The organism is Thiobacillus thioparus DSM 505 (assembly GCF_000373385.1).
GTDB classification, from domain to species: Bacteria; Pseudomonadota; Gammaproteobacteria; order Burkholderiales; family Thiobacillaceae; genus Thiobacillus; species Thiobacillus thioparus.
In genome coordinates this window covers 1,055,637-1,079,710 of record NZ_KB891316.1, presented here as the reverse complement: position 1 = coordinate 1,079,710, position 24,074 = coordinate 1,055,637, and the positions used below count along the sequence as shown (strand labels likewise).

General features: G+C 64.7%; 24 protein-coding genes and 1 tRNA gene. 20 read left to right on the top strand and 5 right to left on the bottom strand.

Annotation, left to right across the window (positions count from 1 at the left end; translation table 11 throughout):
• Window positions 1-2: 2 nt before the first annotated feature.
• From B058_RS0105500 to B058_RS0105430, 14 genes are all read left to right on the top strand, one after another.
• Complete coding sequence (locus tag B058_RS0105500) at window positions 3-782, top strand: hypothetical protein (protein ID WP_157265511.1); 780 nt, start codon at window positions 3-5, stop codon at window positions 780-782.
• Window positions 767-1,771, top strand: a complete 1,005-nt coding sequence (locus B058_RS16500; RefSeq protein ID WP_018507481.1) for a DUF6925 family protein — start codon at window positions 767-769, stop codon at window positions 1,769-1,771. Before B058_RS0105500 ends, B058_RS16500 begins: the two co-directional genes overlap by 16 nt.
• A complete protein-coding gene (locus tag B058_RS17245; RefSeq protein ID WP_081616725.1) occupies window positions 1,749-2,705 on the top strand; it encodes an ABC transporter substrate-binding protein in 957 nt (318 codons plus the stop codon). Before B058_RS16500 ends, B058_RS17245 begins: the two co-directional genes overlap by 23 nt.
• Window positions 2,699-3,688 carry a FecCD family ABC transporter permease gene (locus B058_RS0105480; protein ID WP_018507479.1) on the top strand — a complete coding sequence of 330 codons (990 nt, stop codon included), beginning with the start codon at window positions 2,699-2,701 and terminating at the stop codon, window positions 3,686-3,688. Before B058_RS17245 ends, B058_RS0105480 begins: the two co-directional genes overlap by 7 nt.
• Window positions 3,685-4,500: an ABC transporter ATP-binding protein gene (locus B058_RS16490; protein WP_018507478.1), complete on the top strand. Its 816-nt coding sequence runs from the start codon at window positions 3,685-3,687 to the stop codon at window positions 4,498-4,500. The genes B058_RS0105480 and B058_RS16490 overlap by 4 nt, the downstream gene beginning before the upstream one ends.
• A gap of 73 nt (window positions 4,501-4,573) precedes the next feature.
• Window positions 4,574-5,185, top strand: coding sequence for a cob(I)yrinic acid a,c-diamide adenosyltransferase (cobO, locus tag B058_RS0105470; protein ID WP_018507477.1), 612 nt, complete (start codon window positions 4,574-4,576; stop codon window positions 5,183-5,185).
• Between the two features lie 67 nt (window positions 5,186-5,252).
• Entirely contained in the window at window positions 5,253-6,431 is a 1,179-nt protein-coding gene (locus tag B058_RS0105465; RefSeq protein ID WP_018507476.1) for a glycosyltransferase, read from the top strand.
• A 7-nt stretch (window positions 6,432-6,438) separates the two neighbouring features.
• Window positions 6,439-7,344 (top strand): tRNA glutamyl-Q(34) synthetase GluQRS, encoded by a 906-nt coding sequence (gluQRS, locus tag B058_RS0105460; RefSeq protein ID WP_018507475.1) that lies wholly within the window; start codon window positions 6,439-6,441, stop codon window positions 7,342-7,344.
• A 43-nt stretch (window positions 7,345-7,387) separates the two neighbouring features.
• Entirely contained in the window at window positions 7,388-7,942 is a 555-nt protein-coding gene (locus tag B058_RS0105455; protein WP_018507474.1) for a hypothetical protein, read from the top strand.
• Between the two features lie 125 nt (window positions 7,943-8,067).
• Window positions 8,068-8,144: transfer RNA gene (locus B058_RS0105450), tRNA-Met, on the top strand.
• Window positions 8,145-8,223: 79 nt separating this feature from the next.
• The gene (miaB, locus tag B058_RS0105445) at window positions 8,224-9,564 is read left to right on the top strand and encodes a tRNA (N6-isopentenyl adenosine(37)-C2)-methylthiotransferase MiaB (RefSeq protein ID WP_018507473.1); all 1,341 of its coding nucleotides are present in this window, start codon (window positions 8,224-8,226) and stop codon (window positions 9,562-9,564) included.
• Window positions 9,561-10,514 (top strand): PhoH family protein, encoded by a 954-nt coding sequence (locus B058_RS0105440; protein WP_018507472.1) that lies wholly within the window; start codon window positions 9,561-9,563, stop codon window positions 10,512-10,514. The genes miaB and B058_RS0105440 overlap by 4 nt, the downstream gene beginning before the upstream one ends.
• On the top strand, window positions 10,511-10,981 hold the full coding sequence (gene ybeY, locus B058_RS0105435) for an rRNA maturation RNase YbeY (RefSeq protein ID WP_018507471.1): 471 nt from the start codon (window positions 10,511-10,513) through the stop codon (window positions 10,979-10,981). Before B058_RS0105440 ends, ybeY begins: the two co-directional genes overlap by 4 nt.
• Window positions 10,965-11,822 (top strand): CorC family transporter, encoded by an 858-nt coding sequence (locus tag B058_RS0105430; protein WP_018507470.1) that lies wholly within the window; start codon window positions 10,965-10,967, stop codon window positions 11,820-11,822. Before ybeY ends, B058_RS0105430 begins: the two co-directional genes overlap by 17 nt.
• 1 nt (window position 11,823) lies before the next feature.
• Here the strand turns inward: B058_RS0105430 and B058_RS0105425 are convergent, their stop codons facing one another.
• Window positions 11,824-12,969, bottom strand: coding sequence for a class I SAM-dependent methyltransferase (locus B058_RS0105425; protein ID WP_018507469.1), 1,146 nt, complete (start codon window positions 12,967-12,969; stop codon window positions 11,824-11,826).
• Window positions 12,970-13,017: 48 nt separating this feature from the next.
• On the opposite strand from B058_RS0105425, the gene B058_RS0105420 reads away from it, so the two are divergent.
• Genes B058_RS0105420 through metK form a run of 3 tightly spaced genes read left to right on the top strand, consistent with a single transcriptional unit; the run spans window position 13,018 to window position 16,106 of the window.
• Entirely contained in the window at window positions 13,018-13,758 is a 741-nt protein-coding gene (locus B058_RS0105420; protein ID WP_018507468.1) for a pteridine reductase, read from the top strand.
• Window positions 13,759-13,787: 29 nt separating this feature from the next.
• Window positions 13,788-14,900 carry a methyltransferase gene (locus B058_RS0105415; RefSeq protein WP_018507467.1) on the top strand — a complete coding sequence of 371 codons (1,113 nt, stop codon included), beginning with the start codon at window positions 13,788-13,790 and terminating at the stop codon, window positions 14,898-14,900.
• A 27-nt stretch (window positions 14,901-14,927) separates the two neighbouring features.
• Entirely contained in the window at window positions 14,928-16,106 is a 1,179-nt protein-coding gene (metK, locus tag B058_RS0105410) for a methionine adenosyltransferase (protein WP_018507466.1), read from the top strand.
• 80 nt (window positions 16,107-16,186) lie between these two features.
• On the opposite strand, the gene B058_RS0105405 is transcribed toward metK, so the two are convergent.
• Both B058_RS0105405 and B058_RS0105400 read right to left on the bottom strand, forming a co-directional pair.
• The gene (locus tag B058_RS0105405; protein ID WP_026240674.1) at window positions 16,187-16,630 is read right to left on the bottom strand and encodes a potassium channel family protein; all 444 of its coding nucleotides are present in this window, start codon (window positions 16,628-16,630) and stop codon (window positions 16,187-16,189) included.
• Window positions 16,631-16,985: 355 nt separating this feature from the next.
• Window positions 16,986-17,597, bottom strand: coding sequence for a bactofilin family protein (locus tag B058_RS0105400; protein ID WP_026240673.1), 612 nt, complete (start codon window positions 17,595-17,597; stop codon window positions 16,986-16,988).
• A 511-nt stretch (window positions 17,598-18,108) separates the two neighbouring features.
• Here B058_RS0105400 and B058_RS0105395 point away from each other — a divergent pair.
• A complete protein-coding gene (locus tag B058_RS0105395; protein WP_018507463.1) occupies window positions 18,109-18,888 on the top strand; it encodes a flagellar brake protein in 780 nt (259 codons plus the stop codon).
• Between the two features lie 42 nt (window positions 18,889-18,930).
• Here B058_RS0105395 and B058_RS0105390 read toward each other — a convergent pair whose 3' ends face one another.
• The gene (locus tag B058_RS0105390; protein WP_018507462.1) at window positions 18,931-20,343 is read right to left on the bottom strand and encodes an MFS transporter; all 1,413 of its coding nucleotides are present in this window, start codon (window positions 20,341-20,343) and stop codon (window positions 18,931-18,933) included.
• A gap of 312 nt (window positions 20,344-20,655) precedes the next feature.
• Between B058_RS0105390 and B058_RS0105385 the strand changes: the two genes are divergently transcribed.
• Window positions 20,656-21,516 (top strand): DMT family transporter, encoded by an 861-nt coding sequence (locus B058_RS0105385; protein ID WP_018507461.1) that lies wholly within the window; start codon window positions 20,656-20,658, stop codon window positions 21,514-21,516.
• Between the two features lie 558 nt (window positions 21,517-22,074).
• The gene (locus tag B058_RS0105375; RefSeq protein WP_018507459.1) at window positions 22,075-22,530 is read left to right on the top strand and encodes a hypothetical protein; all 456 of its coding nucleotides are present in this window, start codon (window positions 22,075-22,077) and stop codon (window positions 22,528-22,530) included.
• A 524-nt stretch (window positions 22,531-23,054) separates the two neighbouring features.
• Here the strand turns inward: B058_RS0105375 and B058_RS0105370 are convergent.
• Window positions 23,055-24,059 (bottom strand): NAD-dependent epimerase, encoded by a 1,005-nt coding sequence (locus B058_RS0105370; RefSeq protein ID WP_026240672.1) that lies wholly within the window; start codon window positions 24,057-24,059, stop codon window positions 23,055-23,057.
• Window positions 24,060-24,074 lie beyond the last annotated feature (15 nt).

The following is a 24,074-nucleotide window of genomic DNA, read 5'->3' as shown; positions in this document are numbered from 1 at the left end:
TGATGCAAGCCCTTTCCCAGCCGGATTTGCCGGTACCGGTACTGCTCGATCGACTGTCGCATTTGACCGGCGCGCTCAGGGTCACGCTGGATCCGTCCGACCCGGACGGCTGGATCCATGCGGACGCATTGATGACGCCGGAGAACGGGGCGCTGGCCGATTTCATCGTCTGCCTGGCAGACGCCGGTTTCGGCGCAAACAGGCGGGCGGCCGCGGCTTCCCTGCTGTTGCGCCATGGCTGGGCGGCGGGCCCCATCATTGCGGCCTATCTGGCAGAGCGGCGGACGCTGCGCATCCATGATTTTGCGCTGCGCTTTTCCGCGTCCACTCTGGTCGAGGGCATCTGGGTCCGACGAGCCGATATCCTGGCTGGCCGCAATCCGGCCGAGGCCGGCCCCGACGTGCTCGCCAGTCTCCTGGCGTTCAGCGAACCGGTACTGGAAAGCCTGCGGCGCTGGTCCGGCTATTCCCGCCACGCCCTGTGGTCGATGCTGGCCTCGTCCTGGCTGGCCCAGTTTTCCACGATAGGCGAGTTGCTTGGCGACCGTGAACGTGCGGTCAGGGCAGCCCGCGCCCTGTTGGCGCGGCATCCGGAGTTGGCGCGTGCGCTGCCGGAAACGTATGTGATCGCAAGCGGTGATCGTTCGGAGGTATGCCAGATACTCAAGGCGTGCTGCCTCCAGCACAAGGGTTTCCGCCGCCGTTTCTGTCCGAGCTGCCCTGTCATCCAGGATCGGGAACGCTTTGTCAGGAATCGGGAGTGGGTATGCCGGGCGAAATGAGTATTGAGCATCGATACACCGGCAGCTATGCGACATTGGTCGGCAGGCTGCTGAACGATACGCGGCATGGCTGGAGCATCGGTACGTTTGGCGCGGTTGGCGAATTTGTCCGGGATGACGACGAACCCGCCACGCGGACGATCACCTCAAGCGAGCAATGCCTGTATACGGCGCGTGCCGCCATCCGGATCAACCTGGATGTCGAGCCGCACATGCTGGCTTACGATACCCTGTCGGGCGACGGGGAAAGCTGGGGGCATTCGCTGGCCTTTTGCCTGCCGATTCCCGACGGTGCGCGGCGGGGCGTCATCCAGCCACTGGGACACGATTCCGACGCAGTGCGCGAGGAGGACCGGGATGCCGCGATCTTCGACCTGGGGGCCGGGATCGGTCACGTGCGGTTCTGCCTGCGGACCCGCGACACGCGCCTGATCGACACGTTGCTCGCGTTGCAGAACCAGGACGTATTCGGCCCCCATGGCGGCACATTGATGGCCGACGTCATGCGTGCCCAGCCCCATCGTGTGCTGATCTCGCCTGCCGGCAGGATCGAGGTCTTTGCCGCCATTCCGCCGCCCGACGGCGAGAGCCCGGAAGGTCCGCACACGCACCTTCTGCCTCAGCTCATCCAGTCGGGACGGACCCACGATGCGAACGCGCCCATCCCGCGCGGATTTCAACCGGTCTTGATGTTCAACCCGCGTTCGCCCTGGCGTGATGCGCTCGGGCGGCGCGTGCCGTTCGAGCCCGAACTGGACGCCGACTTCCGGAAATTGCTGGATCGCCATGGCGTGCCGGGCGAGGCACGTATCCGTGCTGGCGTCGAAGCGGCCGTCGCGTCGGGGATCCGGCCTGATGCGTTCGCCTGGCCGACTACCCGACGCGGCCGCGCGGTCGCCCGCCTGACCCTGCGGCGGATCGCACAACGCAGTCCGGGCGACCTGGTCGCCGCGTGGCGCGCGCATCATGACCACGCCGAGGAAGAATGAGCTGTCGCTGAAAGCGGCAAGCGTGTGTCGGCGGCTGGCGTGCCTGCCGCTGGCATGTCTGCTCCTTCCGGCTTGTGGGCCTGCCGCGGGGACGGAAGACCTGCCGTCGGACGGCGCGTCATCCGGCGCATTGCCCGCATCGGTCGCGACCCGGAAGCCGGCCCGGATCATGTCGATGATGCTGTGCAACGATGTGCTGCTCCTGATGATGGTGCCCAAGGATCGGATCGCGTCGATCACCTACCTGGCCCACGATGCGGTCGAGGCCCTGTTGCCGGGGGCCGACACGGGTGTCGCCGTCAACCACGGAACCGCCGAGGAGATCCTGCTGCAAAAACCGGATCTGATTCTTGCCGGCACCGATTCCGCGCCGATGGCCCGCAAGCTGGCGAAGGCGGTGGGCGCACGCGTGGTCGAAGTCGAAGCGGCCCACAGCTTTGCGGATATCCGCCGGATCGTCCGTCAGGTTGGCGAGGCCGTGGGCGAACCCGGCCGGGCGCATGTCTTGTTGGCGGAGATGGACGGGAACCTGGCGTGGCTCGCCTCCCATCAACCCGCCCGGCCTCTGCGGGTCGTCGCCTGGAGCGGTAGCCAGGCCGTGCCAGGCAGGGGCACGCTGACAAACGAGATCATCGCGGCTTCCGGTGCCGACAATATCGCCGCCCGCCTTCTCGACAACCGCTACGGCAGTTTCGGGCTGGAAGCGCTGCTGGCAGCCTGGCCCGATGCCATCCTGCAAGGCGAAACCCGATGGTCGGGTCCCTCCTTGCAGGATGCGCAATCCATGCATCCGTTGATCGAACGATACTGGCATGGGCGCAGGATCGCCTATCCGGATGCCGCCTATGCGTGCGGCCTGCCGCAATCGGCCGATGCGGCGATCGCGCTGCGTAACCTGTACCGCGAACTTCCAGCCGGAAGGCTACGATGGTAAGGCCGCCCCAGGCCCCCCTGCCGCTGATGCTGGCCCTGCTGCTGGCGGCGGCCGGCGCATCTCTGGTGATCGGGAAGGTCTGGCTGCCGCCCGTCGTGTTGTTTGACGGACTGGCTGCGCCCAAACCCAATCTCGCCTGGCTGATCGTGACCGAACTGCGCATACCCCGTACCGTGCTGGCGCTCATGGTTGGCGCGACGCTGGGCCTCGGGGGCGCGGTGCTGCAAGGCTTGTTGCGCAATCCGCTGGCGGAGCCGGGGCTGCTCGGCGTATCGGGGGGCGCGGCATTGGGTGCGGTCATCGCGATCTATTTCGGTCTGGCCGCCCGGTTTGCCCTGGTCACGCCGCTGCTGGGCATAGCGGGTGCGCTGGCTGCGGGCGCGCTGACGTTTCTGTTCGGACGTAGCGGGACGCTGACGCTGATCCTGGCCGGTTCGGCGGTGTCGGGCCTGGCGGCTGCCGGGCTGGCCCTGGCCCTGAATTTCGCGCCCAGCCCCTACGCGGCGTATGAAATCACCACCTGGCTGTTGGGATCGGTCGCCGAGAGGGAATGGAGCCAGATCGTCTTGTGTACGCCCTTCATCCTGGCAGGCTGGCTATGCCTGGCGGCCACGCCGCGCGGGCTTGATGCGCTCACGCTGGGCGAAGCGCAGGCCGAGAGTCTGGGCGTCAACCTGAACATGCTGCGGGCGCTCGCGCTGGCCGGGGTGGCGCTTTCGGTCGGCGCGGCCACGGCGATGGCGGGTGCCATCGGCTTTGTGGGGCTTGTCGCGCCCCATCTCGTCCGCCCTTTCGTCGGGTATCGACCCAGCCGGATTCTTCTGCCGTCGGCCGTGTTCGGCGCCCTCCTGCTGCTGGTGACCGACATCGCCATCCGCGTGATTCCCACGAGCGCGGAACTCAAGCTTGGCGTGCTCACGAGCCTGATCGGCACCCCCTTCTTCTTCTGGCTGGTCCTGCGCTTGCGGAGGCTGTCGCCGTGACCGTCCTGCACGCCGATAACGTGAGTTACGACATTGCCGGGCGCAGCCTCGTCAGCAACATCGACCTTATATGTGAGAGCGGACAGTTCGTCGCCTTGCTGGGGGCCAATGGCGCCGGAAAATCCACGCTCATTCGCATGCTGAGCGGCCTGGAACGGCCGTCTCGCGGCCAGGTGCGGCTCGACGCCCGAGCCATCCGCGCCATCGACCGGCGCGTGCTTGCACGTCGCCGCGCCTATATTCCCCAAAATGCCCGGGTGGAGTGGCCGGTGGCCGTCGAGCGTCTGGTGGCCCTGGGACTCATGCCGCAGATCCCTGTTTTCGGCGATCTGGACAGGGCGGCATGGCGCAAGGTCGAGGCGGCGCTCGCCCTGTGCGACCTGAGCCATAAAACGGGTCAGCCCGCCACCACCTTGTCCGGCGGCGAACTGGCCCGGGCCATGCTGGCGCGGGCGCTGGTTGGCGAGCCGGAGATCGTCATCGCCGACGAACCGCTTTCCGGCCTGGACCCAAAACATGCCATGGACGGGGTTGCGCGCCTGGCCGCGCTGGCGCGCGATGGCCGACTGATCATCGCGTCGATCCACGACCTGACCCTGGCGGCGCGCTATGCCACCCATGTCGCCATCATGCGTGGCGGCCGGCTGCTTGCCTATGGCCCGACCGCGTCGACCTTGACGTCCTCGTGTATCCGCGCGGCCTTTGATGTGGATGCCTGCATCCAGGGCTCGGGCGCCCAGGCGATTGTCGATTTCATCGCGCGACCGGATACGCCCGCGCTACATCCATTCCCCGGCCTGGCGCCGGCCTGAAACCGCGGATAGGGTACATTGCCCCTGGACGTTTGCTCTATGCTGTCCTCTGTACCCGCTTCCCCGTCTCGCCATGAATACTGAATCCGCAGACCGCAATGCCCGCCATGCCGCGCGCATGGCACGTAAAAAAGCCCTGATCGATGCCGCCATCGGCGCCGCCACCGACGAACGCGGCCTGCTCCTCGTCATCACCGGCAACGGCAAGGGGAAGAGCACCTCGGCCTTCGGCACGATGGCGCGCGCGCTCGGCCACGGCATGAGGGTCGGCGTGGTGCAGTTCATCAAGAGCCGTACCGACACCGGCGAAGAGGCCTTTCTCGGCAGTCAGCCCGGGGTCGAGTGGCACGTCACCGGCGACGGCTTCACCTGGGATACGCAGAACCGCGAGCAAGACATCGCCACGGCCGAACGCGGCTGGGCGATCGCCGCCCGCATGCTGGCCGACCCGGCGTATCAGCTGGTGGTGCTCGACGAACTGACGTACCTCCTGAGCTACGGCTACCTCGACAGCGACGTCGTGCTCGACGCCTTGGCCAACCGGCCGCCGATGCAGCACGTGATCGTCACCGGGCGCGCCGCGTCCGACGCGCTGATCGAGCTGGCCGACACGGTATCTGTCATCGCCGACGAGAAACATGCGTTCCGTGCCGGCGTGAAAGCGCAGCCCGGCATCGATCTCTAGGCGCCGCGTCATCAGCCTGTAACCGTCCTGCCATACAACGGAGGTTTTCCGGCAAGGAGAACCTGCCGTGCGTATCCTGATGGTGTCCGACGTGTACTTCCCGCGCGTCAACGGCGTATCCACGTCGATTCAAACCTTGCGCCAAGTGCTGGCCGAAGCGGGCCACAGCAGCGTGCTGGTGACGCCGGACTACCCGGCTGCGGCCGCCGAGGCGGGCATCGTGCGGGTACCGGGCTGGCCCATCCCGCGCGACCCGGAAGACCGGCTGATGCATCCGCGCGCGCTGGCCGCCGCGCTGGAGGCGCTCGATCCCGCCGACTTCGACCTCGTTCACATCCACACGCCTTTCCTGGCACACCGCGCCGGCGTGCGCTGGGCGCGCCGGCATGGTCTGCCGTGCGTCGAGACCTACCACACGCTGTTCGAGGAATACTTCCACCACTACCTGCCCTTCCTGCCCAAGGCCTGGCTGGCCGCCGCCGCGCGGATGATCTCGCGCAAGGAATGCGACGGCGTCACCGCGGTGATCGCGCCGTCGTCGGCGATGAAGAACGCGCTGCTGGCGTATGGCGTCAGCAGCCCCGTCCACATCATTCCCACCGGGCTGCGGGGGGCCGATTTTTCCAACTGCGACGGCCACGCGTTCCGCGCCCGCCATGCCATTTCGGCCGAGCGTCCGGTGATGGCCTACGTGGGGCGGGTGGCCTTCGAGAAGAACCTCGATTTCCTGCTGCAGGTGACCGATCAAGTACGCCGCAGCGTGTCCGACGTGCTGCTGGTCATCGCAGGAGAAGGCCCCGCGCGGGCCTCGCTCGAACGCGCGGTGGCGAAGCGCGGGCTCACCGACAACGTGCGCTTCGTCGGCTACCTCGAACGCAGGACCGAGCTGCCGGCCTGCTACTGCGCGGCGGATGTCTTTGTGTTTGCGTCGAAAACCGAAACCCAGGGGCTGGTGCTGCTGGAGGCGATGGCGCTCGGCGTGCCGGTGGTCGGCCTGGCCGAAATGGGCACGAAGGACGTGCTGCAGGAGGGGCAGGGCTGCCGCATCGCGCCCGACGATGTCGCCGGCTTCGCCCTGACGCTGGTGCCGCTGCTGGCCGACCGCTCGGCGGCGCAGGCGCTCGGCGCGGTCGGCAAGGCCTACGCCGCGAACTGGAGCGAGGGGCGCATGGGCGAAGCCGTCCTCGCGCTCTACCAGAGCCTGCGCCCGGAAGCGGCATCCCGGCCGAGGCTGCGCGCGGCATAATCGCGGGGTGAATCCCGCACCCTACGTCGGGCGCTTTGCGCCGTCTCCCACCGGTCCCCTGCACTTCGGCTCGCTGGTCGCCGCGGTGGCGAGTTTTCTCGACGCCCGCGCGGCGGGCGGGCGCTGGCTTTTACGCATGGAAGACCTCGACCGGCCGCGCTGCGAGCCTGGCGCGGCCGACACCATCCTGCGCCAGCTGGAGGCCTACGGCCTGCACTGGGATGGCGCGGTGATCCAGCAGTCGCAACGCGACGACGCCTACGCCGCGGCGCTCGATGCGCTGAAGGCGCGCGGCGCGGTCTACCCGTGTGCCTGCACGCGCAGCCAGCTCGCGCAGGCGCCGCGCAACCGCGAGGGCGAGATCCTCTATCCCGGCACCTGCCGCAATGGCCTGCCGCCCGGCACGATCGCACGCGCCTGGCGGGTGCGCGTGCCGGATGTGAGTGCCCGCTTCCACGACCGTATCCAGGGCGACCTGGAGCAGAACCTGGCGCGCGACGTCGGCGACTTCATCGTCAAGCGCGCCGACGGCTTGTTCGCCTATCAGCTGGCGGTGGTGGTCGACGATGCCTTCCAGGGCATCACCCACGTCGTGCGCGGCGCCGACCTGCTGTGGAACACCCCGCGACAGATTTATCTGCAAGGCCTGCTTGGCCTGCCGACGCCGGTTTACGCCCACGTGCCGCTCATCACCAACGCCGCCGGACAGAAGTTGTCCAAGCAGACCCTCGCCCCCGCCCTGCCCGAGGCGGGGCGGGGCGCCGTGCTGGCGCTGGCGCTCGCCGTGCTCGGCCATCCGCCGCCGCCGGAGCTGAACGATGCCGGTCCGGCCGAACTTCTGGCGTGGGCAGGCGCGCACTGGCGCATCGGGAATGTGCCGCTGCGCCCCGTCATTGCCAACACCGCGCCCTGACCGGACAATCCCCTCACCGCTTACTGCTCCCCGCTCACCAACAATGGCCCAACTCCCGCCCGCCGTCGAACAGGTCTTGCGCGTCCACGCGTCCTTCATCCACACCGTGGTCAACGCGCTGCGCGACCGCAGCCAGCTGCCCGACCTGATGAGACAGCTCGACGCCGCCGAACAGGCCGGATGGGCGCGACTGGTCGGCGCGCTGCGCCACGTGATCGACGGCCGCCGCGATCCCTCGATCAAGCTGGGACTGGACGAGGAGGACAGCATCCTGCTCGACGCCATCCTTCGCGGCCTCGACAACCCGGCCACGTTGCCGCCGCTGGATGCCCAGCCGGATGGCAGCAGCGCCGCCCCTGGGCTGGCCGCGCTCATCGACGCCTCGGCGCGCGGCGATGCGCAGGCGATGTCCGTACTCGCCAACATGGCCGAACAGATGATGAAGGCGGGCGGCGACATGGCGCTCTTGGGCGGCCGCATGCGCCGCCTCGTCAACGGCGAGCGCGACACCGACCAGCTCGTCGCCGGCATGGGGCCGCTGGGGCGCGAACTGCTGATCAGCCTGCTCGACGAACTGGCCAAACTGCGCCCGCAGTAGATTTCCTGGCCGGATGTCCCGTTTCATCACGCTGCTGCGGGTTTGCGTTAACTTTGACAGCCCCTGTCCGCGTCAGCTAAAATGCGCGCCTTTTCGGCGGTCCTCAGCCGGAAAAGCAGTCTCAGGGTGATGTAGCTCAGTCGGTTAGAGCGACGGATTCATAATCCGTAGGTCGGTGGTTCAAGTCCACTCATCACCACCAAGCTTCCTTTTCGTTGCCGCGCGATCCCTGACCGCAGCGAAATCCCAGCCCCCAGTCTATTCACTGTCCCGGCGCCCCCATGAAAAAGATCTACATCAAAACCTTCGGCTGTCAGATGAACGAGTACGACTCGGACAAGATGGCCGATGTGCTCAACGCCGCCGAAGGCCTGGTCCCGACCGACACGCCGGACGATGCCGACGTCATCCTGTTCAATACCTGCTCGGTACGCGAGAAGGCGCAGGAAAAGGTGTTCCACGACCTCGGCCGGGTGCGCCACCTGAAGCAGGCCAACCCCAATCTCATCATCGGCGTCGGCGGTTGCGTCGCGAGCCAGGAAGGGGCGGCGATCGTGTCGCGCGCGCCCTTCGTCGACATCGTGTTCGGCCCCCAGACCCTGCACCGGCTGCCCGAGCTGATCGCGCAACGCCGCGAGAGCGGACGCGCGCAGGTCGACATCAGCTTTCCCGAAATCGAGAAGTTCGACCACCTGCCGCCGGCGCGCATCGAAGGCGCGTCGGCCTTCGTCTCGATCATGGAAGGCTGCTCCAAGTACTGCACCTTCTGCGTCGTGCCCTATACGCGCGGCGAGGAAGTCTCGCGCCCGTTCGACGACGTCATTGCCGAAGTCGCCGACCTCGCGGCCCGCGGCGTGAAGGAAGTCACCCTGCTGGGGCAGAACGTCAACGCCTACCAGGGCACGCTGCATGAGGGCGGCACCGCCGACTTCGCCTTCCTGCTGGAGATGGTGCACGAGATTCCCGGCATCGAGCGCATCCGCTACACCACCAGCCACCCGCGCGAAATGACCGCGCGCCTGATCGAATGCTACGGCCGGCTGCCCAAGCTGGTATCGCATCTGCATCTGCCGGTGCAGTCGGGTTCCGACCGCATCCTGGCGGCGATGAAGCGCGGCTATACCGTGCTCGAATTCAAGTCGATCGTGCGCAGGCTGCGCGAACAGCGGCCCGACCTGTGCCTGTCGTCGGATTTCATCGTTGGCTTCCCCGGCGAGACCGAGGCTGATTTCGAGGCGACGATGAAGCTGATCGAGGACCTCGACTTCGACGCCAGCTTCTCCTTCATCTACAGCAAGCGCCCCGGCACGCCGGCGTCGGACTATCCCGACGACGTCGCCGCCGAACTGAAGACGCAGCGGCTGATGCGGCTGCAGGCGCAGATCGAGGCGCAGGCGCAGAAGGTGAACCAGGCCATGGTCGGCACCGTGCAGCGCGTGCTGGTCGAAGGCCATGCGCGCAAGAACGCCGAAGAGCTCGCCGGCCGCACCGACAACAACCGCATCGTCAACTTCGCCGGCCAGCCACGCCTGATCGGCCGCTTCGTCGACGTCACCATCACCCAGGCCCTGCCGCACAGCCTGCGCGGCGAAGTCGCCATCACCGAAAGCGAAAGCGCTTGAAAACCGACATCGTTGAACTGCGGCTGGCCCCGGAAGACAACCGGCGGCTCGCCAACCTGTGCGGGCCGATGGACGAGAATCTGCGCCAGATCGAGGCGGCGTTCGACGTCACCATCGGCCGCCGCGGCTCAAGTTTTAGATTCACTGGCGACGCCGCGCAGGCCGAAAAGGGCGCGCAGGCGATCGAGCATTTCTACAATCGGGCGCACGATGAGTTGAGCCTCGATGACATCCAGCTCGGCCTGGTCGAGCTCACGCGCGGCCGTGCCGACGACGAAGGCCCGGCGCTGCGCACCCGCCGCGCCGACTTGCGCGCGCGCACCCCGCGCCAGGGCGAATACATCGAGCAGATCCGCAGCCACGACATCACCTTCGGCATCGGCCCGGCCGGCACCGGCAAGACCTATCTGGCCGTCGCCTGCGCAGTCGACGCGCTGGAGCGCGAGCAGGTCAAGCGACTGGTGCTGACGCGGCCGGCGGTGGAAGCCGGCGAACGCCTGGGCTTTCTGCCGGGCGACCTGACGCAGAAGGTCGATCCCTACCTGCGTCCGCTGTACGACGCGCTCTATGACCTGATGGGCTTCGACAAGGTGGCGCGGCTGATCGAGCGCCACGCCATCGAGGTGGCGCCGCTCGCCTTCATGCGCGGCCGCACGCTCAACCATGCCTTCATCATTCTCGACGAGGCGCAGAACACCACGCCCGAGCAGATGCAGATGTTCCTGACGCGAATCGGTTTTGGCGCGCGCGCCGTGGTGACCGGCGACCCGACGCAGATCGACCTGCCCAAGCACGTGAAATCCGGCCTGATGGATGCCAACGACGTGCTGGAAGGCGTGCGCGGCATCGCCTTCACCCATTTCCAGTCGGAAGACGTGGTGCGCCACCCGCTGGTCGGCCGCATCGTCGACGCCTACGCTGCGCACCGTGCGGAGACGGACAAGCATTGAGTCCTGAATTCAGCCTGTCGGTGCAATTCGCCAGCGAGGCGAGTGAGCTTCCCACTCGTGCGCAGATCCGCCGCTGGGTCGCCGCCGCGCTGGAACATGCCGCCGAGATCACAGTGCGCATCGTCGACGCCGGGGAGGCGCAGACACTCAACCAGGACTACCGCGACAAGGACTACGTGCCCAACGTACTGACCTTCGAATACGGCGAGATTGCGCCCGGCATATTGGGCGGCGACGTGGTGATCTGCGCACCGGTGGTCGAGCGCGAGGCGCGCGAGCAGGGCAAGCCGCTGCAGCATCATTACGCCCACATGACCGTCCACGGCGTGCTGCACCTGCAGGGCTACGACCACATCGACCCGGCGGACGCGGACATCATGGAATCGCGCGAAGCCGTTATACTGAGGCGATTCCGCATTCCTAATCCTTATCTTTCATTTCCTGACGAAAATGGAGTCCGACAGTAGTCCCCCCAAACCGAGCCTGCTCGAGCGCATTTCCCACTGGCTGATGCGCGAACCCGAAGACCGTGAACAGCTGATCGAATTGCTGCACGGCGCCTACGAAAACAGTTTGATGGATGCCGATGCCCTGGCGATGATTGAGGGCGTGCTGCAGGTATCCGAGATGCGCGTCGGCGAGATCATGATCCCGCGCGCGCAGATGGACGTCATCGACATCAACGATGCGCCCGAAGTCTTCATTCCCTATGTCATCGAAACCGCGCACTCGCGCTTCCCGGTCATCGACAAGGATCGCGACGATGTCATCGGAATTTTGTTGGCGAAGGATCTGCTGCGGCACTACGCCGAATCCGACAGCGACATCCGCGGCATGCTGCGTCCCGCCGTGTTCATTCCCGAATCGAAGCGATTGAACGTGCTGTTGAAGGAATTCCGCTCCAACCGCAACCACATCGCCATCGTCGTCGACGAATACGGTGGCGTGGCCGGACTGGTGACGATCGAGGACGTGCTCGAGCAGATCGTCGGCGACATCGAGGACGAATACGACTTCGACGAGACCGAGGACAACATCATCCGCGAGAAGGAAGACGTGTTCCGCGTGAAGGCGGGCACCGAAATCGACGATTTCAACCAGATCCTGGGTGCGCATTTCTCCGACGAGGAATTCGACACCGTCGGCGGCCTCGTCGTCTCACGCTTCGGCCATCTGCCCAAGCGCGGCGAGTCGGTCAAGTTCGACGGCTTCCAGTTCAGCATTCTGCGTGCCGACAGCCGCCGGTTGCACGCGGTGCGGGTGACGCGCCTTCCACCGGAAGAGGACGCGCAGCTGCCGCTGGTCTGATCTACAAAGCGTGTCGGCGGTCGCCGCGCGCAAAACCGGCAAGCGGGGCGAGATCGCCCTTGGCAAAACCGATCACCTTGAACAGCTCGCCCATCTCGGCGGGCGACACCAGGCGTTGCACGGCGTTGGCCTGCGGCAGATAAGCCGTTGCATCGGCAGGTGACGTCTGCATCAGCAATTCGGTCAACCCGCTCCCGAGCAGGAAATGCGCCTGGCTCGCGTAGCCCGCGAGTTCCAGCCCAGCGTCCTGTCCCGCACGTGCCACCGCGCTGAAATCGACGTGTGCGGTAAGGTCGCACAGGCCCGGCAGATAAAACGGATCGTCGAGCGCATGGTGACGGACATGCACACGTAGCGTGCCCATGTGGCGCTGCGGATGGTAGTACTCAGCGGCGACAAAGCCATAGTCGATCATCAGGATCAAGCCGTGGTCGAGCATGTGGGCGAGCGAGGCAATCAGGGCGTCGGCGGCAAGATTGATCTCGGTCAGATAGCCAGGTGCCTGATTGATCGTCCCGGCGCGGGCGCGCAGCATGGGGTCGGCGATGGGCCGGTCCTGCCATGCGAAGGACTTTCCTTCCCGCACCACGCCGCGCGTCTGCGCGCCGTCTTCCGTCCAATGCACCAGTTCCACCGGCAGCGCATCGAGCACCTCGTTGCCGAGGATCACGCCCCGGAAGTGATCGGGCAGCGCATCCAGCCATTGCACCCGCTCGTGCAGATGCGGCCGTTCGCGTGCAAGTGTTTCCTGTTGGCGCTGGCGCAGGTCGGCGCTCACTTCCAGGATGCTATACCGCACCGGTAAGGTGCCCAGCCGTTCCAGTTCGCCCAGCACGTCCGCTGCCAGCCGGCCGCTGCCCGCGCCCAGTTCCAGCATCTCGCCGCCGGTCTCGGCCAGCACGGGTGCAATCGCCCGTGCCAGCGTGCGGCCGAACAGCGGCGTCAGTTCCGGCGCGGTGACGAAGTCGCCTGCCGTGCCGAATTTCGTCGTGCCGGCGGCGTAGTAGCCCAGCCCCGGCGCGTAGAGTGCGGCTTCCATATAGCGCGAGAACGGAATCCAGCCGCCCGCGTCGTCGATCAGTGCTTGCAGATGCGCGGTCACGCGCTGGCTGTGCGCAAAGGCGTCGGGAGTCGGGGCGGGCAGCATCGAGTTCATGGATAATGCGCAATCCAGGGACTATAAGGGTGAATCCCGATGCATGGCAAAGTCGTATTGATTACCGGCGGGGCCAGGCGTGTGGGCGCGGCCTCGGCGCGCCTGTTGCACGCGGCCGGCGCCAACCTGATGATCCACTATCGCAGTTCGGCCGCCGAGGCGCGTGCGCTGCAGAACGAACTCAATGCCCTCCGCCCCGATTCGGTGGCGCTGATCCAGGCCGACCTGAACGACACCGGCGGCCTGCCGGGCCTGGTCCACCAGACGGTCTCTTCTTTCGGCGGGCTGGACGTGCTGCTCAACAACGCATCGAGCTTCTATCCCACGCCGGTCGGCTCCATCGGCGAAAAGGACTGGATCGACCTCATGGGCAGCAACCTCAAGGCGCCCATGTTCCTGTCGCAAGCTGCCGCGCCCGAACTGAAGAAACGCCATGGCTGCATCATCAACATCACCGACATCCACGCCGAACGGCCGATGAAAAACTACGTCGTCTATTCGGTCGCCAAGGCAGGCCTGGTCGGGCTCACCAAGTCGCTGGCGCGCGAACTTGCGCCGGAAGTGCGCGTCAACGGCATCGCGCCCGGACCGATCATGTGGCCCGAGGACGATTCGAACTTCGACGAGGTCTCGCGCCAGCGCATCGTCTCGCACACCATGCTGAAACGCGCCGGCGATCCCCACGATATCGCGCTGGCGGTGCGTTTCTTCGCGATGGATACGCAGTACGTGACCGGACAGATCCTGGCAGTGGACGGCGGACGCAGCGCAAAGCTGTGACGAAACCTCAGCCTGACGCACCTCCTGCCGTGCTGAACTGGACCGAGGCCGGCGAGAGCCGGACCGCCCGCTGGCGCTCGGAAAGCGGATCGCCGCCACCCAGGCGCGTGATGCTTGCGGACGACCGCCTCGCGGCGGATGCGGCGTATCGCCTGGCCAGCGAGGGCACTGCGCTGCTGTGGCGCGGCGACTTCCAGAACGCGCGCCAGTTGCTGCAGGCCATGGCGCGCCGCATCGACCGCAAGCCACGCAAGCCCGCCGCGTCGCCGATCGAAGCCTTCAATTTTTATCGCCAGGCCCAGTCCCAGCGTGCCCGCACCCTCGGCATGCTGTTGCTGCCCCTGGAGGCGGACTACAGCATTCCCCTGCGGCGCGCGCCGAATGTGAAGGAAGCTTGCGCCGAAGCCTATGGTGCGGGCGACGTGCCGTCGGTGGTCTCGCTGCGCGAGCTGCTCGGCGTGATCGGTGCCCACGAGTGGCGCAAGAAAGGCGTCGACGTTCCGGCGCTCGGCGAACGCATCCATCCGCACTACGGCGTGTTTTCGCCGGTGCGCGGCGAATACCTGAAGCTGGTGGCCGAAGCGCCGCTGCCTTCGTCGGCGCTCGCCTTCGACATCGGCACGGGGACGGGCGTGCTGGCGGCGCTGCTGGCACGCCGCGGGGTCAAGCACGTCGTCGCCACCGACCAGGACCCGCGTGCCCTGGCGTGCGCGCGCCAGAACATCGCCCGGCTTGGGCTGAAGGGACGGGTGGATGTCGTCGAGGCCGATCTGTTCCCGCCGGGGCGTGCGCCCCTCATCGTCTGCAACCCGCCCTGGCTGCCCGCGCGCGCCAACTCGCCGCTCGAACACGCGATCTACGATCCGGACAGCCGCATGCTGCTGGGCTTTTTAAACGGGCTGGCGGCGCATCTGGAGCCGGGCGGCGAAGGCTGGCTGATCCTGTCGGATCTGGCCGAGCACTTGGGCCTGCGCTCGCGCGAGTCGCTGCTCACCGCAATCGACGCGGCCGGACTGAATGTAGTGGGGCGGCTGGACACCAAGCCCACGCATCCCCGCGCCGCCGACGCCACCGATCCGCTGCACGCCGCGCGCGCGGCCGAGGTCACCTCGCTCTGGCGCCTCGCGGCACGCAACCCTTAAACCTCAACGCATCCCAGGAAACGCACCATGAATACGCGCCGTCATCTGTTTACCTCCGAGTCCGTGTCCGAAGGACACCCGGACAAGATCGCCGACCAGATTTCCGATGCCATCCTCGATGCCTTTCTGGCTGAAGAGCCCGAGGCCAAGGTCGCCTGCGAAACCCTCGTGGCCGACAACTTGGTGGTGATTACCGGCGAGTTCAAAACCGTCCGCAAGGAACTCTTCGACGAGGTGCGCGACCGCGCCGAGGCGATTGCCCGCCAGGTGCTGCGCGACATCGGCTATCGCGATGCCGAAACCGGCATCGACCCCGACACCTGCGAAGTGCAGGTGCGCTTCAACCACCAGTCGATCCAGATTCACAAAGGCATCACCCTCGCGGGCGGAGACATCGGCGCCGGCGACCAGGGCCTGATGTTCGGCTACGCATGCGACGAAACCCCCGACCTGATGCCCTATCCCCTCTGGCTGGCGCACCGCCTGATGCAACGGCAGGCCGAGCTGCGCAAGTCCGGCGCCTTGCCCTGGCTGCGCCCCGATGCCAAAAGCCAGGTCACCGTCGCCTACGAAGGCCATAAAATGGTCGGCGTCGAAACCGTGATCATTTCCACCCAGATCGCCCGCGGCCTCGACCCCGCCTGGGTCGCCCAGGAAGTCGCGCGCGAAATCGTCGACCCACTGGTGCCGCGGGCGCTGCGCACCCCGACCTTCAGACTATGGGTCAACCCCGCCGGCCCGTTCGAAATCGGCGGCCCCAACGGCGACACTGGCCTTACTGGCCGCAAGATCATTGTCGACACGTACGGCGGCTCCTGCCCGCACGGCGGCGGCGCGTTTTCAGGCAAGGACCCGACCAAGGTCGACCGCTCGGCCGCCTACATGGCGCGCTACATCGCCAAGAATCTGGTCGCGGCGGGCTACGCCAAGCGCTGTCTGGTGCAGCTGGCCTATGCCATCGGCGTCGCCGAGCCGGTCTCGCTGCTGGTCGAAACCTACGGCACCGGCACCGTGGCGGACGACACCCTCGAAGTCATGGTGCGCCGCACCTTCAGACTCACCCCGCGCGGCATCATCGAGAGTCTCGACCTGCGTCGCCCGATCTATCGGAAGACCGCAGCCTACGGCCACTTCGGGCGGGCCGAGCCGGATTTCAGCTGGGAGCGTGTGGATCAGGCGGACGCACTGGCGGCATCGAACAGCTGACACGGAGGGCAATGGTGAGGCTGGCCCGCGTTTCTTGCCGGCGCAGACGCGTCGTCAGCCAAGGCCGGCCTCGTGCGCACTTACTGGTGGCGCCGTGCCGCGTCCAGGTTCCAGAAACGCTCCATGGCAATGTAGGTGTACGACGCCGACCAGCCGATCAGGAGCAGGCCGTTCAGCGCTTCCACCCCGGCAATCATCCGGATCTGACCGACGGGCGTGAGATCGCCAAAGCCGAGCGAGGTATAGGTTTCCGCAGAGAAATAAAGACAGCTTGCCAGTGAATGGCCAGACGGCCCGCTGAGGGCGCCTACTCCAAAATATTTCGTCAGGAAATAGAGGGTCAGACCGTAGAGCGTCATTTCCAGCGCATGGGCCATGAAGGCCGTCGAGATGACGACCAGCAGCTTGCTGCGGTTGGGAATGGCGAGCGACACCAGCCGCGTGTTGAGGCTGCTGAGCGCCTCGTAGTGGGTGACGGTGGTCGAAGCAAGAAGCAGGATGCAAGCGAGAGCAACGATGAACATACGGAACCCGATGACGGCAGACAAAGCGGCAAAAACGCGGCCGGGAGGCCGCGCCGATTTCTTGACAAGCCAGCCCGCAGGAACGTTCGCATGGATGGGCGCCCGGGGAAAATGAAGTTTTCGTGAAGCCCTGTTTACATGGGGCTGCCCCAGCGCATCGAACCTGCATGACGTGAGCAGGCTGCCGGGTGTTGGAGCAATCCGACCGGTCCGAGTTCAGTCCGGCCGTTCGTTTTCCGCACCGGTTGAGCAGGCCTGATAGCCGATGTGGGGCAAGGATGGGGCGGGGCGTCGAGCGTCCCTGAAGATGCAGGCAGGGCTGTCGCAGATCGCAGACAGCCCTGCCTCAAGGCCGTCAGCTGCGTCGCTGGTTGCGGCTGAACGTGGATGCGGAACGGATCTCTTCGAGTTCTGCCGCCTTCTCCTGAACCGCTTCGGACACCGGGGTCGGCGCCGCGTCCGGCAGCTTGGCCAGACTGGGGCCGGACGCGTGCATTGCCATGTTGCCGGTGATGACGCCGCCTTCTTCGACCATCAAGGCGCCGTAGCGGATCGTGCCGTTGACCCGGCCGGTAGCATAGACCACCAGCCGTTTGCGGGCTGTCAACTCGCCCTCGAAGGTGCCATACACTTCCGCCACGTCGATCTCGGCCTTGCCGGAAAACACGCCGCCTTCGGCGATGCGGATATCGCGGCTGTTCATCGAGGCTTCCACGCGGCCTTCCACCACCAGGATTTCGCAATCGGTGATCTCGGCGCCCTTCAGCTTGATGTTCGGCCCGACGATGAGTTTGCTGCCCTCTTCGTTACGCGTGGACGGGATGACTTCCGGGGCCGCTTCCACTTTGGCGGGCTCGGCAGGCTTGGCGGCTTCGGCCGGTTTGCTCGGATATCCCGAATGGCCCGTCCGGGTTGAATCAGTTCGTGAATTGCTGGCAGTGCCGGGTTGCATAAAGGATTTGAGCATGGGTAGGGTCTCTCTCTGTATCTGGGTGAATCTGGGTGAAACGCTCTGGTGTGGTTGCGGCCGGAACTGGACGCACGGGTGGAAAAGCAACAAATGGGCCAGCATAGAAAACCCGTTGATAAACAGTCGTGTAAGCGATTTAAGAGACTCGGCCAAGGGGAAAAACAGGCCAAAACGTCGCCTGACGGCGACATCGAAACAGGGCTATTATTGGAATATTCCTACAAAACAAAAGGATAGAACGGATTGAGCCTGTCGTCATATGACGACAGGCTGGCATGCCGCATGTGAACGATACACGATGAGTATGGTTTACTTGGAAGGCCGGCGCGGCAAAGGGAGAGGAATCGCCGATGGCCGGCATCGTTATGATGACCAGGAGGCATCACGGCGAAACGTCGAATTGCACCTGCCCGGGATCCGATGCGGGCATTGCCTGGCCGCGCGACGGGCTCTGGCAAATTTGACGTGCCATCATGCCGTATCGAGAAAATTTTCACGTGGACGCGCCATGTCAGAACAGCACAAACCAACCGCCCCAGACAAGCGGGCATCCGGCGACCCCGAGGATCCCTCCGCCAAAGCCGGCAAAGGTGAGCCGGCCCCGGCCCAGCGCGAATCCGGGGTGCTGTCGCTGGACCAGATCAAGCTGGGCATCGGCGATACGATACAGCTGCAATTCCAGTCCGATGTCGAACCGTCCCGCTGCTTCGTCACCCTGATCGGCTACCTGGAAGGCCAGAGCGTCATCGTGACCACGCCCATCATCAATGGCAGCCTGATGCTGGTGCGTGAAGGACAGGATTTCGTCGTGCGTCTGTTCAGCGGGAAAACGGCCTACGCCTTTACCTCGATGGCCAAGCGTGTCACCAATACGCCCTACCCGCACATCCATCTCGCCTATCCCAAGGAAGTGCGCGGACTGGTCGTGCGCGGCAGTTCGCGCGGGCGGATCAATATCATCTGTCACGCCACCGCCGAAGGGGGACGGGGCCATGCCTGTGTTGCGCGCGACATCAGCCTCGGCGGCGCATTGATTGCCGCCAGCGAAAAGATGGGCGACGTGGGCAGCCCGCTCACACTCAAATTCCGCGTCAAGATCGGCGATGCCGAGCATGTGCTCGTATTGGACTGCACGATTCGTTCGGTGAATGCGTCGCGGCCCACGGTGGATGAAAAACCCACCCTCCTGCACGGGCTGTCGTTCGAGAATGTGGACAGCCAGGACACGCTGGTCATCTCGGCGCTGCTCTACCAGAACATGATCAGCGCGCAGGAAGTGGAGCGATAGACGGGCGGCGGATCGCGCAGGCGCCCCGTTCGTTAACGGCGCTCATTCCACCACGCGCACCGATCCCCGGCTGACGCTTTCGCCATCCCCGGGGCGGAGCGACCAGAACGACAGCGACGAGAGGATCGTCAGGCCGGCCAGCGTCAAAAAGGCATGGTGCAGCGCGGTCGTCACCGCCATGCGATCGGTCTGCGGCAGGTCGCCCAGATACCAGCCGGCGATCAGCGAACCCCACGCCAGCCCGAAGCTCATCGACATCTGCTGCAGCGAACTCGCGATCGTGCTGGCCATGCTCGAATCAGGTGGATCGATATCGGCGTAGGCCATCGAATTCATGCTGGTGAATTGCAGCGAATTGAAGAAGCCCATGGACAGGCCCAGCAGCACGATCAACGCGATCGGCGTGGTCGGGTTCACCAGCGAGAACAGGCTGATGACGACTCCGATCATCACCGTATTCACCGTCAGCACGCGCTGATAGCCGAAGCGCGCCAGCACTCGCGGGGCAATGATTTTCATGCCCATGGCCGCCGCCGCGGCCGGCATCATCAGCAGGCCCGACTGCCACGCCGGCAGGCCCAGGCCGAGCTGGTAGAGCAGCGGCAGCAGAAACGGCATCCCGCCTACCCCCAGACGCGTGACGAAACCGCCGACCACCGAGATGCGAAACGTGCGCACCCGGAACAGTGTCATGCGCAACAGCGGGTAAGGCGTCTCGCGGGCATGCCAGAAATACGCGGCCAGCAGGCTCATGCAGAGCAGCAGCAACACGGCCGCCGAGGTGGCGTCGATCCGGTGCTCGCCGAAGATTTCCAGCAGCCAGGACAAGAGCGCCGTTGCGCTGCCGAACAGGACCAGCCCGACGACATCCAGCGGGCGCGCCGCGTCGCCGCGATAATCCGGCATGTGGCGATGCGCCAGCCACAGCGCCAGCAAACCCATCGGCACGTTGACGAAGAAGATGTAGCGCCAGGAGACCCAGTGCACGATCAGGCCGCCGACCGTGGGTCCGAGCAGCGGGCCGATCAGCGCCGGGATGATGACGAAATTCATCGCCCTCAGCAGTTCCGATTTGGGGAACGTATGGATGATCGTCAGCCGGCCCACCGGCATCATCATCGCCGCGCCCACGCCTTGCAGAATGCGCGCCGCGACCAGCATCGGTGCGTTCAGCGCCAGGCCGCACAGGATCGAGGAGAAGGTAAAGAGGCTGATCGCAATGCTGAACACGCGTCGCGTGCCGTAGCGGTCCGCCATCCAGCCGCTTACCGGGATGCACACCGCCAGACTCAGGATGTAGCTCGCCACCACCGCCTTCAGGCTCAGCGGCGTCACCTGCAGACTCAGCGCCATCGCCGGCACCGCCGTGTTGACGATGGTGGTGTCCAGCTGCTCCATGAACAGCGCCACGGCCACGACCCAGGGCAGGTAGGTTTTGACCGTGGAAGGGTTCATTTATGTGGATGGGGAATGAGCGGCAATGGGCTACTCAGTTTACGTGTAGAAAACCGTGGTCTGTCCCCAATTATTAATAGGAGGCACAAGGCAAGACCTGAAGAACCCGTGTTTGTGTTGTTTGGCGATGGCACGCACTGCCGTACCCGCCGCGACGTTGGCTAAGAATGCCGACACCGCGGCCGCTTACGCTGTCGCCATTATTCCTCATGTAATATGTTTCACTCGAAACGCGCAGGCCTGATGATGGCTTGTTTTACCCGGTTGGGGAGCGCTCACATAGACCTTACTAGATTCGCACCGCTAGCCGTCGTGCTGGGCGCCGTGGCGGTGGCAACCAATCCGGTCTTCGTTCGGCTGAGCGAGCTGACTTCGGTCGCATCGGCAGCCCACCGGATGATCTGGGCGCTGCCGATATTCGCGTTCTGGTTCTGGTTGTCGAGGCCTAAGACCGCGGTACATCCGCCGTCCGCGAAACACGTTCCGCTGCTGTTGCTCTGCGGCTTGCTGTTCGCCATTGATCTAGTGTCGTTGCACGCCTCTATCGAGCGTACGGCGGCGGCCAACTCGATGCTGTTTGTCAACGCACAACCCATTTATGTCGTCGTCGGCAGCTGGCTGCTATTCGGCACCCGTGTCACCCGACATTTCGGGTTTGGCGTGACGATTGCCCTTGTCGGCGGGGTGCTGGTGGCCTGGCAAAGCCTCGATATCGGTACCGAGCACCTGATTGGCGATGGCCTGGGTGTGTTCGCGGGTATTCTCTACGCCGGTTATATTCTCGGTGCGAGCCGGTTGCGGGGACGGCTCTCGAGTGCCGAAATCAACCTGTGGACCTGCCTGATTGCAGCGCCGATACTGGTGCTGGTCACACTGGCCAGCGGCAACTCATTGATCCCCGAGACGCCGCGTGGCTGGGGGCTGATGATCGCGCTCGGCGTCATCTCTCAGGGTCTTGGCCAGGGCTTGATCGTATGGGGGCTGGCCCACCTGCCCACAAGTTTTTCTTCGGTCGCGCTACTCACCGCGCCGGTCGCCGCCGCGGTGTTCGCGTGGCTGTTCCTCGACGAATCGCTGACTCCTATCCAGATCGTCGGCATGAGCGCGGTCCTCGTCGGTATCTATGTCGCCTGGCGTGCGGCGCCCATCGCGAGCAAAAAGAAATCCCTGTAGACCATCGGCCTCGGCCCCCGGAATCGACTGTGCCGCGCTCGCCCGTCGCGGTATCGACCGGCGAAGCGGCAGTATCTGGTGGCTTCGTGACAAGGCCCTCATGAACCTGCCCGCGGAGGTGTGACATCCGGCACGCGCAATCCGTTGATCTCCACATGGGTAGGCCAGCCTCGTGCGGACTTCGGACCATGCGCGGAGAGCGGGGCCGGAAAGAAGCTTGGCCAGGAACATTAATCGGCCCTAGCCCCTTTAGTGATGTTCATCAGATGAAGGCAGGCAAGGCCAGCCAGAAACCCTGGTCCGCCCTGTCGCCCATCGCCGAGGCACGCAGGCGGAGTGGCGGTTTTGAATGGCCGATCGGCATCGGGCAAGGGTGAGCCGGTCAGTATGGGCGGATTTATCGAGCGATAACGATTCCCCGAACGGCTGGCTTGGCCTCAATATATCGATTAATGCGATAGTAAACGCCAATAAATATCGTTTGATAAATACTTCTTCGCTTCATATCCTGTGGCCGCACTCATCCGGCATGTTTTTCAATCATCACAGGAGCAGAAAATGAATGGCTTGATCGCGAACTTCCCCCCCGACGGCATTGTGACCGTGAACCGCGTCGTGCTCAAACCCGAATACAGCGTCGAGGACCTGCAGGAGCGCGTGGCCTTCCTCTGCGAAAACGTCAAGACCTATCATTCCGACACGGGCTTCGTCGGCGGCTTCGTTGCGCTGAATTCCGGGCAGGTGTCGAATGAAGGCTCGACCATCGGACAGGCGGTCGAAAGCCCCATGAAAGGCCGCGAAGCGCTGATCGTGACGTTCTGGACGACCTTCGAACTCCACGAGCGCTCGCACAAGTCGGAGACCTTCCAGCCCCTGTTCCGGCGAGCGCTCGAACTATGCGAAAACGGCAACGAAGAAATCGCCTACGAGATGCTGTGGTCCGGCAAGGCCTACGATCCAGTGGAACTCGCAGCGGCGCGGCACGCCAAGGAAGCCTATCCCGCCAAGGCTTAGGGCCAGCACGCGACAATTCTTCACATCAATGGAAATTCAGGGGCCCGGCTCGGTGGATAGGGTCGACCCCTTTAGTGCCTTTACCTAAATGTTATGACAGCAACCAACGAGCCAACACCGAAGAACAGTAGGCTTAGAAAGGTGAAAATAATGGAGCCAGCTAATCGCCAGTCTCCTCGCGTTTCGTTGCCGTCTGCCAAGGAATTCAATCGCTTCAATTGGGTTAAATACGCAAACAGCATCGCGCATCCGCAGCAAAACAACCCAAACAAGAAAGACCCCATTGCGCAACGCATATCAGGAACAGGGGCACCTTTTCCCGCGATATTTCCTAAGTAGGCAAGGATTGCGACAGCAACTCCTCCGTTCGCCAAAGCACAAAACTTGAAACCCTCAGTAGCCAGGGTAACGAGTGACCGAAGGTTTCCTGCCAATCAACTTCCTTCATTGCATTTCCCGTGTTTGGCGCTGACAAAATGTCCGAGATACCCGGGTCAATTCATATGCCATTTACGTAATCGGTTTTAAACTTTGTATCCCCGATACCACTCCACCCATTTCTCGATCCCATACTCCAGCGTCGTCGCCGGTCTGAAACCCGTGTCGCGGATGAGGTCGTCAACGTCCGCGTAGGTCGCCTGCACGTCGCCGTCCTGCATCGGCAGGAAGTTCTTCTTCGCCTCCTGGCCCAGCGCCTTCTCGATCGTGCCGATGAAGTCCATCAGCTGCACCGGGGTATGGTTGCCGATGTTGTAGATGCGGTAGGGGGCGTGGCTGGTGGCCGGGTCCGGATTCTTGTGGTCGAAGTCGGGGTTGCCCTGCGGGATGCGGTCGAGCACTTTCACGGTGCCGTCGGCGATGTCGTCGATGTAGGTGAAGTCGCGCATCATGTCGCCGTGGTTGAAGACGTCGATGGTGCGGCCTTCGAGGATGGCGGAGGTGAAGAGCCACGGCGACATGTCGGGCCGGCCCCAGGGGCCGTAGACGGTGAAGTAGCGCAGGCCGGTGGTGGGCAGGCCGTAGAGGTGCGAATAGGTGTGGGCCATCAGCTCGTTGGCCTTCTTGCTGGCGGCGTACAGGCTCACCGGGTGGTTGACCGGGTCGTGCACCGAGAACGGGATCTTGGTGTTGGCGCCGTACACGGAGGACGAGCTGGCGTAGACGAAGTGCTTGATGCCGTGATGGCGGCAGCCTTCGAGCAGGTTGGCGAAGCCGACCAGGTTGGACTGCACGTAGGCGTGCGGATTCTTCAGCGAGTAGCGCACGCCGGCCTGCGCGGCGAGGTTGATGACGGCGTCGAAGTGGCCCTTCTCGAACAGGTCCTCCATCACCATGCGGTCGGAGATGTCGTCCTTGACGAAGCGGAAGTTGGGGTAGGGCTTCAGCTGTTCGAGACGGGCGAGCTTGAGCGCCGGATCGTAGTAGTCGTTGAGGCTGTCGATGCCGACGACCTCGTCGCCGCGCTTGAGCAGGATTTGCGCGACGTGCATGCCGATAAAACCGGCGGAACCTGTAACAAGAACTTTCATTGAATGTCTCCGCCG

What these genes read in the sequence shown, in the direction of transcription:
- B058_RS0105500 (WP_157265511.1), top strand. Translation starts at nt 3, where the DNA reads ATGCAAGCCCTTTCCCAGCCGGATTTGCCGGTACCGGTACTGCTCGAT.
- B058_RS16500 (WP_018507481.1), top strand. Translation starts at nt 767, where the DNA reads ATGCCGGGCGAAATGAGTATTGAGCATCGATACACCGGCAGCTATGCG.
- B058_RS17245 (WP_081616725.1), top strand. Translation starts at nt 1,749, where the DNA reads ATGACCACGCCGAGGAAGAATGAGCTGTCGCTGAAAGCGGCAAGCGTG.
- B058_RS0105480 (WP_018507479.1), top strand. Translation starts at nt 2,699, where the DNA reads ATGGTAAGGCCGCCCCAGGCCCCCCTGCCGCTGATGCTGGCCCTGCTG.
- cobO (WP_018507477.1), top strand. Translation starts at nt 4,574, where the DNA reads ATGAATACTGAATCCGCAGACCGCAATGCCCGCCATGCCGCGCGCATG.
- B058_RS0105455 (WP_018507474.1), top strand. Translation starts at nt 7,388, where the DNA reads ATGGCCCAACTCCCGCCCGCCGTCGAACAGGTCTTGCGCGTCCACGCG.
- miaB (WP_018507473.1), top strand. Translation starts at nt 8,224, where the DNA reads ATGAAAAAGATCTACATCAAAACCTTCGGCTGTCAGATGAACGAGTAC.
- B058_RS0105430 (WP_018507470.1), top strand. Translation starts at nt 10,965, where the DNA reads ATGGAGTCCGACAGTAGTCCCCCCAAACCGAGCCTGCTCGAGCGCATT.
- B058_RS0105425 (WP_018507469.1), bottom strand. Translation starts at nt 12,969, where the DNA reads ATGCTGCCCGCCCCGACTCCCGACGCCTTTGCGCACAGCCAGCGCGTG.
- B058_RS0105420 (WP_018507468.1), top strand. Translation starts at nt 13,018, where the DNA reads ATGCATGGCAAAGTCGTATTGATTACCGGCGGGGCCAGGCGTGTGGGC.
- metK (WP_018507466.1), top strand. Translation starts at nt 14,928, where the DNA reads ATGAATACGCGCCGTCATCTGTTTACCTCCGAGTCCGTGTCCGAAGGA.
- B058_RS0105405 (WP_026240674.1), bottom strand. Translation starts at nt 16,630, where the DNA reads ATGTTCATCGTTGCTCTCGCTTGCATCCTGCTTCTTGCTTCGACCACC.
- B058_RS0105400 (WP_026240673.1), bottom strand. Translation starts at nt 17,597, where the DNA reads ATGCTCAAATCCTTTATGCAACCCGGCACTGCCAGCAATTCACGAACT.
- B058_RS0105395 (WP_018507463.1), top strand. Translation starts at nt 18,109, where the DNA reads ATGTCAGAACAGCACAAACCAACCGCCCCAGACAAGCGGGCATCCGGC.
- B058_RS0105390 (WP_018507462.1), bottom strand. Translation starts at nt 20,343, where the DNA reads ATGAACCCTTCCACGGTCAAAACCTACCTGCCCTGGGTCGTGGCCGTG.
- B058_RS0105375 (WP_018507459.1), top strand. Translation starts at nt 22,075, where the DNA reads ATGAATGGCTTGATCGCGAACTTCCCCCCCGACGGCATTGTGACCGTG.
- B058_RS0105370 (WP_026240672.1), bottom strand. Translation starts at nt 24,059, where the DNA reads ATGAAAGTTCTTGTTACAGGTTCCGCCGGTTTTATCGGCATGCACGTC.